This window comes from Streptomyces sp. NRRL F-5650, assembly GCF_000721365.1.
Classification (GTDB): Bacteria; Actinomycetota; Actinomycetes; order Streptomycetales; family Streptomycetaceae; genus Streptomyces; species Streptomyces ardesiacus.
Genome location: NZ_JOGV01000091.1, coordinates 1 through 8,286 on the forward strand (window position 1 = coordinate 1; position 8,286 = coordinate 8,286).

At 72.8% G+C, this 8,286-nt stretch carries 5 protein-coding genes and 1 pseudogene; 4 read left to right on the forward strand and 2 right to left on the reverse strand.

Going from position 1 to position 8,286, the window contains the following annotated elements; genetic code table 11:
* A pseudogene (locus IG88_RS0137175) lies at positions 1 to 1,610 on the reverse strand (hypothetical protein); the annotation flags it as partial.
* A gap of 1,218 nt (positions 1,611 to 2,828) precedes the next feature.
* Here IG88_RS0137175 and IG88_RS44775 point away from each other — a divergent pair.
* Both IG88_RS44775 and IG88_RS0137185 read left to right on the forward strand, forming a co-directional pair.
* Positions 2,829 to 3,035 carry a hypothetical protein gene (locus IG88_RS44775; protein WP_199815100.1) on the forward strand — a complete coding sequence of 69 codons (207 nt, stop codon included), beginning with the start codon at positions 2,829 to 2,831 and terminating at the stop codon, positions 3,033 to 3,035.
* 13 nt (positions 3,036 to 3,048) lie between these two features.
* Positions 3,049 to 4,044 carry a hypothetical protein gene (locus IG88_RS0137185; RefSeq protein WP_031051110.1) on the forward strand — a complete coding sequence of 332 codons (996 nt, stop codon included), beginning with the start codon at positions 3,049 to 3,051 and terminating at the stop codon, positions 4,042 to 4,044.
* Between the two features lie 315 nt (positions 4,045 to 4,359).
* Here IG88_RS0137185 and IG88_RS44780 read toward each other — a convergent pair whose 3' ends face one another.
* Positions 4,360 to 4,905: a hypothetical protein gene (locus tag IG88_RS44780; RefSeq protein WP_234332478.1), complete on the reverse strand. Its 546-nt coding sequence runs from the start codon at positions 4,903 to 4,905 to the stop codon at positions 4,360 to 4,362.
* A gap of 1,416 nt (positions 4,906 to 6,321) precedes the next feature.
* On the opposite strand from IG88_RS44780, the gene IG88_RS0137195 reads away from it, so the two are divergent.
* Both IG88_RS0137195 and IG88_RS45390 read left to right on the forward strand, forming a co-directional pair.
* Positions 6,322 to 6,870 (forward strand): hypothetical protein, encoded by a 549-nt coding sequence (locus IG88_RS0137195; RefSeq protein ID WP_031051112.1) that lies wholly within the window; start codon positions 6,322 to 6,324, stop codon positions 6,868 to 6,870.
* 199 nt (positions 6,871 to 7,069) lie between these two features.
* Positions 7,070 to 8,286 (forward strand): FG-GAP-like repeat-containing protein (locus IG88_RS45390; protein WP_199807546.1); only part of this gene is annotated, 1,217 nt, incomplete at its 3' end.

The window sequence follows — 8,286 nt, forward strand, 5'->3', positions numbered from 1 at the left end:
CTCCAGCGTCCCGCAAGCACCGGGACTGTTATCAAGGAATCCACAACACCCCAGCTCAAGCCACCCTCACCACACCAACTACGAACCTCGGAATCACAGGTGAGCTCCACGTCCTGGGCCAGCAGGGACACGGTCACCGCGCGGATCATGCGCACCCGCGGGTGCGCCCCGGCGCCGGGGCCGGCCGGATGGGCGGTCCTTACGAGCTCGTGGAGGAGCCGTCCGAGCAGGTGGTCCGGCAGCCGGGCGGCTTCCGCGTGCTCTACCTGGGCGTAGTTGTCCGGGTCGTCGAGGAGGACCCGCAGAAGGGGCGTCGCGGTGGTGTCGAGCTGGTCCCTGGCGGTGCCGGCGTACTCGGCCAGGGCGACGCGGTGGTAGCGGGCGCCGGCGTGCTCGGCGTCGACGGTGGCTCTCAGCAGGAGCTCGGCCGCGAGGACCCAGTCACGGTCCCTGTCCGGCCGGGGGACCGCCACCGCCCATTCCGCCGCCAGGCGCAGCGTCTGTCCCTCCCGCCAGCCGGCCGGCTCTCCCGCCGGGCGGCTGGCGATCTGCCTGGCGAGCGCCGCTCGCACCAGCGCCGTCGGAACCATGCTCGTGTCGCGGCCGGCCAGGCGCAGCACCACGTCCAGCGCCGGCCGGCCTGCGGCCGCGACCGCCTCGGCGTGCTCGGCGAGCCAGGCGCCGGCGGTGGGCGGGTCGGTTGCGGCGAGGTGCTCGAGGAACGCGGCGGCCGGCCACACACCGCCGGCCGGCGCGTCGGGCAGCAGCAGATGCGGTGCGTGCTGCTGCAGGAGCGCAAGCCAGGCGGGGGCGGGGCGGGAGCGGAAGAAGAACGCGGTGGCGCGCGGGTCCGCCCATCGGGCCAGCTCCAGCGCGTGTTCCGGGCCCGGCCGGGTGAGGGCGGTGAGTTCGAGGACTCTCGCGGCGCGGCCGGGCAGTGGCACCAGCAGCTCTCGGGCGGCGGCGAGGACCTCGGTGTACAGGCGGGCCGCGCGGCCGGCCTCGGCCGCGGCGCCGTGCAGGGTGCCCGACGTCTTGCCGTACACCTCGCCCCACACGCCCAGGGCCTCTTCCTGGGCGGCTCCGAGCTTCACTCCCATCAGCCGCTCGGCGATCCTTGCGGCCCGGCCGCGGTGGTAGCCGCCCGGCCGGGCCAGTTGCCCGCGCAGCACCCCGGCAGCCGTGCTGACCCGCTCCCACGCCTCCTCAGCACCCGCGGCGTCGGCGGCAGTGGTGAAAGCCGGTGTACTCACGTCGGGCACGGCGTTGTCCCGGCCGGCCTGAGCGGCGCTGGTGGCGACTCGCGGGGTGGGAAGGGCGTCAACGGCGTCGAGCAGGCCAGCGGCTGCGGACTTCAGGCCCACGGGCGTGGCCGGGGCGCCCGGCAGACTCAGCAGCGCGTCCGCGGCGCCCCGCAGACATGACTCCGCGACCTCTCCCGGCCGCTCCAGGAAGGTGCCGACCAGGATCTGGCGCGCGTCCCGCAGCAGGCCCAGCGCCCGCACCCCCGGCTCGCCCTGCGCGGTCAGCGCCGCGGCCAAGGTCTCGTCGATCTCCGGCGTCTGCGGCTGGGGCCGTTCGTCCCCGCTTTCCGGCGGCTTGGTGTTCACCGGTGCACCGTAGAGCCTGCTGGCTGGCGCCCGCGGTGAAATGGGACAGTCCGGCGCGGGGGGTCGGGTTGCAGGAGCGCGTTACACGGTTCCGCCTTAGCTCCAGGGACGCCACCGCCAGCGTCTGGCCTCGGGAGGCTCGCGCCTTCCGGCAGGGGGCTCGTCCTGTTCTCCTCCGGGGTGGGTCTGGCCGAGCCACGGCGGCCCGTACGGCTGGCCAGTCTTGCGCGCGTTCGGGCGACTGCTGCGTGTACATCCAGCGATGGGGACGCATGCTGCAGACGGCGGGCCCAGAGCGTACGGGCCCGGGTGGGCCGGACCCTGTCGTCCGGGCGGCGGCCGCTCAGCTGATCGCGTGGACGCGGGTGTCGATGGGCGGGGGCAGGGTGCGCAGTCGCTCGGTCAGGCGGTGGGTGGTCGCTCCTCGCGCGGACAGCCTCGAGTTGCTGGAGTCGGGTGCGTGCGGTGGGGCGCAGCTGTGCGGCCGGAGGACGTCGTGCCCGCGCTGTGCGTGCCCTGCGGGCCTGCGGGGCGTCGCGGGCTTCAGCGTGCGCGAGGGCCCGGGAGGCTGCGGCATGCCCGGGCGTGCCGGGGGCGTGGAAGGGGCCGTCCGTGACGGTGGGCGGCCCCTTCTTGAGCGCCGGGCGCGCATCACCGTGCCGGGCGGAGGGTTCCCTGTTCGCGTCGGTTTGCGGCCAGTAGCGGTTCAGGGGGCTCGGGTCCGAGGCTGCGGCGGGGCCCCCAAGTCCTTGGGGGCCCCGCCGCGGTGTCGGCGTCCGAGTCGGAGGGCAGCATCTTTCCTGACGGGGTGGTGCGGCAAGTCCGGTTGAAACACCGGCGGACTGGTCGGCGGGCGTGGGTGTACGGAAGGGGCCGGTCGCGGGCGTTTGGGTGGGCTGCAGGGAGATTGGCTGTCCGGAACACCCACGGACCAAGAAACCGGCATAAAGAACTTCCGTCCTTTTTAGGGTGAGCGAGAGCACTCCTGGGCGTGCCATCCTCTTCGGCACCGGAGGAAGGCAGCCATCAACTGCCGTCCGCAGGTCCGGTTTTGCGGCCAGTAGCACGTTCAGCGCGCGGGCTGCCGGATCCCGAGTGCGGGGCGGCGGCCCGGCACCCCGTCCGGAGGTTCCCGTCACCGTGTCCCCGTACCACCCCCGAGTCGTTCCCTCGTCCGGTCCGGACCGTCCCACCGCCCGTCCGGCAGGCCCCGCACAGGTGTGCGGAATCGTCGTCTTCCCCGTCGTGGGGGCCGCCCTGTGCGTGCACGGCATGCCCGTGAGCGACGTGCTCGGCCTGCTTGCGGGCTGCGGCGTGATCGGTGCCGTCACCACCGCGGTCGCCGGAGGCGGCAGGGCCCTGCTGTCCGCAGTAGCCGGCGCAGCGGTCCGCGCGGCCGCCGGCACCGAGCACGGCGCCCGGTAGAAGGGGGGATGCCATGAACCCGCCTCCCGGCCGGGGCAGCACCCCGGCTCCCGGCCGCCACCACCTGCGCCTCGTCGGCCACCTGATGAGCCTCAAGGAGCGCAGCGGCTGCAGTTACGCCCGGCTGGCGTCCAACTCCCGCACCGCGGGCGGCACTGACGGCGCCGGCTCCGTCTCGGCGACCACGCTCAAGCGCGTGGTGGACCTCGCCCAGGGGGTGCCGGTCGAGCGGGCCGTCACCGCGTACGTCCGCGCCTGCGGCGTCGGCGGCGAGGAGGAGGCCCTCAGGCTCTGGCGGGCTGCGCGTGCCGAGAGCCGCGGCCGTCTCCGCCGTCTGCGGGCGCCGCACGTGGACGGTATCCGTACCCGGGCCGACCTGGCCGCGGCCCTGGCCGCCGCCTATGAACACGCCGGCGCCCCTGTCCTGCGCGTCCTCCAGGCGCGCGCCGCCGACGCGGGAATTGCCGGGCACGTGCTTCTGCCGCTGACCACGGTCTGGCGTACCGCCGGGCGCAGAGGTCTGCCCGCCACCTGGAAACAGTGCGCGGCATTCCTGCGCGGCTGCGGTGTCCCCGCCCGGCACATGGGTCGCTGGGAGGAGGCGTGGGAGCGCGCTGTTGCCGGCCGCACGGCGGTGCGGGGCCGTTCTCTGTCCCGCCCTGCGCCAGGGGCCCTGGTTCGCCGCGGCCGGACGCCTTCCCCCGTCATCAACTGGACGCCTGAGCTGGAGCAGTCGCTGATGACGCTCGCGAAGGCGTTGGCTATCTGCGCCGAGGACGTGAAGCCCATGACGGACAACATGGCGAGGACGGCCGTGATGGTGGGGAAGACCGTGGGCGGCCTGCAGCTGGAGAGATCGGGCATGGTCGCGGTCAATGCGCTGTCGGCCCTGCTGCACTCGCTGGAGTCCACCGCTCGTCTCAACGGCCTCGGTCCGTCCTCCTCGGTCAACGGGCACTTTCCCCCGGCGGTGCAAGGGGGTGGGGCCTTGGCCCCGGGGGCGGGGTGACGGGTCCCGTGCCGCTGGCCAGCGCGCTTGCAGGGCGCCGCGGACCGGTACCTGGGCCGCCGGACAGCGGCGCCGCCTGCCACGCTCCCGGTCCTGGTCATCGCCAGCCGTGGTCTCGGCCGCGCCCTCCCGGCCCTGCACGGGCTTCCCGCGTGGATGTCGCCTGTACGTGACACTTCTGTCAGCCCAGCACGACATTTTTTGTCAGCTCAGCACGACATTTCTCGCTGTTGTGTCCCCCTTGAGGGGACACAACACGCCCCTGCAGCCGCGTCCGTGATCCCTCCTGGGTAGCTCGGCGTGCGGCGGCCTACATCACATGGTTGTCCGGTGCTGTGTGGTGGGCGCGGCCAGCAGGCGGTCCATGCGGTCCTGGTAGCGGTGGAGGTCTTCGGCCCAGCCGGGGACGAGGAGGTACTGCACGGTGCTCAGGGTGATCGCGGCCTCCCCCAGCCGGCCGGCGGGGGCGATGCCTCCGGCGCGGACCCACTGGTCCCACATCACGTCGTCCATCAGCACGGTCAGCATCCCGGCGTCGGCCCGTTCCAGGAGCAGTTTCGTCAGCGTGGAGGAGGCCTTGGTGCATGCGCGGACCGCCTCGCACAGCAGGTGTGCATTTGCCTGCTCGAGGGCGTGGACCAGTCCGGGCAGTCCGTGAGCCAGGGGGGAGATGGTGTGCAGGTCGGTTCCGGCGTGGTCGGCGGCGAGGTGGGCGGCGGTGATGCGGTCGAGCTGTTCGGGCGGGCCGGTCCACACGCTGCGCCAGGCATCGGTGAGTTCTTCGGGGCTGACGTCGGCCGTGCCGCCGGTCAGCAGCCGGGCGCCGATCCGGATCAGGGCGGCGTCGAAGGGGTTGGACACCGTGCGGGGTTCGGGCAGGGTGATGCCCGCGGGGCCGGCGTGGGGTGCGCAGGAGGCCGTCCAGGTCCCGTCCGATGGCGCGCCGCCCCCGCAGTAGCAGTTCGGCAAGGTTCTGGCGGGTTTCGAAGGCGGTGTCGCTGTCGCCGTGCGGGATCTGGGCGAGGGTTAAGCCTGCTTGGCGCAGGGGCAGTTGGATGGTCCGGATCAGGGCCTGGCGCAGCAGTGCGGCGGTCTGTTCGGTGTCGTCGATTGCCCAGAACGTCCAGCCGATCCATCTGATGCCGCGGCCTGGCCTGGAGAGGGCGGCGAGCCATGCGGCCCGGTGGACGATGTCGGGGCGCAGTGCGCTGGTTGCGGGGTCACTCCACTGGTCGGTGGGGGCCAGCCAGCGCTTGGCGCGCCAGCGTTCGAGCTGGTGGCAGGTGGCGGTCAGTCCCAGCCGGTCGATCTCGGCGGCCAGGGCGAGTTCTGCGGCGGTGGGCGGGGTGCGGGTCATGGTCGGCTCCTGCTGTCCGGGCCAGGCGACGGCGTAGACGGCGGCTGCGGTCGTGACGGCGCTGGTCCACTGTTGGCTCCGGGCGGCCAGCACGGCGGTGGCGGTCACCAGCAGCCACAGCAGGGCCCGACGGGCGGCATCCGGCCCGGGCTGTCGCGTTCTGTTCACGGTCGGTCTCCTTTCGTGCCGGCCCCCGGGTGGGGGCGGCGCTTCTATCTGGTCACACTGGCCGAGCGGGGACGGGCAGAACCTCGCGGGGTTGCCAACGGTTGGGTGAACAGTGGTGCATTGGCTGGGAGTTGGCCTGCGAGTGGTGGGTGCGGGCAGTGACGTCCGTGTGCCTGGACGCGTTCCAGTCGTGTGATCTTGTCGTTCTACGCGCGTCTTCTATGCGACTTGTCCGATTTACTGGGCGCCTGACAGACTTTTAGGGCACGTCAGTGGTCTCGGCGACCTGCCAGCCCCGTGCCGCCGTCGGCGGAGTGGGCGTGAGCCGTGCGCTGTGAAGTTCCGTTCTTTGTGCGGGGGTTTCGGCAGCGCGCCCAGTCTCCGGTGGTGGACTCGAAGGGGCAGACGGTCTTCGCCGGTGCGCGCGCTCAGTGCGTAGTGGTGACGGCGGCCCGTGCGGGTGCTCCTCGGAAAGGAGTGCTTGCGTCTCGGGTGCGTGTCGCACCCGTCAGAGCGTCGGATGCGTTCGTTCGCACCCGGGGTCATGAGGGCTTCCGGGAGAAGGACCGTCTTCCGCCGCCGAACCCGACGCGGCACGCGCCGCGCTGGGCCGGACGGCGGTGACCTGGCGTGCCCCGGCTCGTTGTCCCCGGTGGCGCGAGGCAGCCTCCCCCGCGGTTCCCGCGCCGACGGCGGGGCCCCGGTCCGGGCAATACCCGGGGCCCCGACGAGGCTGCTCGTAGGGTGCGGGCATGACCGACACGGCCAGACTCACCGCCCGGCAGACCAACCGGCTGATCACCGCTCTGCGGCATGGCCAGGCCCTTGACCTGGCCGCCGCCGACCTCGGCCTCAGCCTGCCCTCGGTGTGGGCCACCGCGCGGACGAACACCCGTCTGACGATCGCCCTGGTCGGCCGGGACCCCGACGCACCCCAGGAGCACAGTCGGACGCTGCGCGCCGACTTCCTGCGGCTGCTCGCTCTCGGCGTCCCGCCCAGCCGGGCCGAGCTGATCCTCGGCTCCACCAGCTTCAGCGGCTGGAGAGGGGACGACCCTGCGTTCGCCCAAGCCTGTGACGCGGTCAGCAACTCCGCAGCGCCGTACGTGCACACGGGGCAGATCCGACTCACGCCTGCGCGTGTGGCCCGGTTTCTGGAAGCACTGGGCAAGCCGAAGGCGACCCTTGTGGCGGCCGCCGCGGCGGCTGGTGTGACCCCGGCGGCGATCTACCAACGGCGCCGCCGGGACGAAGCGTTCGCCAAGGCCATGGACGAGGCCAGAGCTATGGCCCGTAGCTGATGGGCGTGAAGGCCGACGGCATCGTGACGATGCTCGACTCCCTCGAGCGGGCCCTGGCCACCCAAGCGAACCCGCTCTGTCCGACCCCTTGGGTAAGGTGCCCTCCTCGGACGGCCGGAGCCCCGCGAAGCGCGGCGTTGCCGCCGTCACGGCGATCCTGGGGGGATCCATGCGGGCAAGAATTGTCCTACGGCGGTACATGAGTGCGGGCCTCGCCGCGGCCGTGCTGGCACTGGGAGGGACCGGGGTCGCGGGTTCCGCGACCGAGGCGCGGGCGGCGGAGCCGCAGCAGCGCATCGTGTACACGGAATCGGCGACCGTCGACGGCGTGCTGACGTTTTCTCTGGTGTCGATGAACGCCGACGGTTCCGACCGGCGGACCCTGGTGCCGACCGGAGACGGACTGCCGCGGGGCAAGTACGTCAGCCCGGTCTTCTCGCCCGACGGGCGGCACCTGGCGTTCATCAGCGAGGACGGGTTCGGGGACATCTGGGTCGCCGAACCCGACGGCAGCGGGGCACGGCCCGTCGTCATGGACGTCCAGGACCCCGACGGGTGGTTGGACCAGCTCGCCTGGGGCCCGAACGGCGACATGCTCTACCTGGGCTTCCAGTCCAAGCCCGGCCACGACCGCCGCCGGCTGATGAAGGTCAACCTCGACGGCAGCGGACTCGACTACGTGCTGCCCGACCAGCCGTACGTGTTCGACGGCCAGCCCTCGGTCGCCCCGAACGGCGTGCTGGCCTTCCTCCGCGGCTCCACCATCCAGGTCTACGACCCGCGCCAGGGCGGTACGCCCACCCCGCTGACCTCGGGCCTCCAGCCCGCGTACTCGCCCGACGGCACCAAGCTCGCCTTCACCCGGCAGGCGGCGTCGAGCGGGCCGCAGGTATTCGTACGCGACCTGGCCAGCGGCAAGGAGACCCAGATCACGGACGACTCCGGCGGGGTGATCTACCCGTCCTGGTCGCCCGACGGCAACCAGCTCGCCTACCTCGCCGGCGGCACGGACATGCGTCTCACCGTCCATTCCGCCACCGCTGCCGGGGGCCCGGGCACAGCGATCACGAGCGATGACGTGCAGGGCAACGGACGTCCCGCCTGGGTCATCCCCGCCCGCACTTCCAGCCCCAGTGACCTGACGGGTGACGGCAGGCCGGACCTGGTCGCCCGCGACACTGCAGGCGTCCTGTGGCTATACCAGGGGACGGGCAGCACGTCCGCTCCGTTCGCGACCCGCACAAGGATCGGCGGCGGCTGGAACACCTACAACTCGTTGACATCCGCCGGTGACCTGACGGGTGACGGCAGGCCGGACCTGGTCGCCCGCGACACTGCAGGCGTCCTGTGGCTATACCAGGGGACGGGCAGCGCGCCCGCTCCGTTCGCGACCCGCACAAGGATCGGCGGCGGCTG

What these genes read in the sequence shown, in the direction of transcription:
- IG88_RS0137185 (WP_031051110.1), top strand. Translation starts at nt 3,049, where the DNA reads ATGAACCCGCCTCCCGGCCGGGGCAGCACCCCGGCTCCCGGCCGCCAC.
- IG88_RS0137195 (WP_031051112.1), top strand. Translation starts at nt 6,322, where the DNA reads ATGACCGACACGGCCAGACTCACCGCCCGGCAGACCAACCGGCTGATC.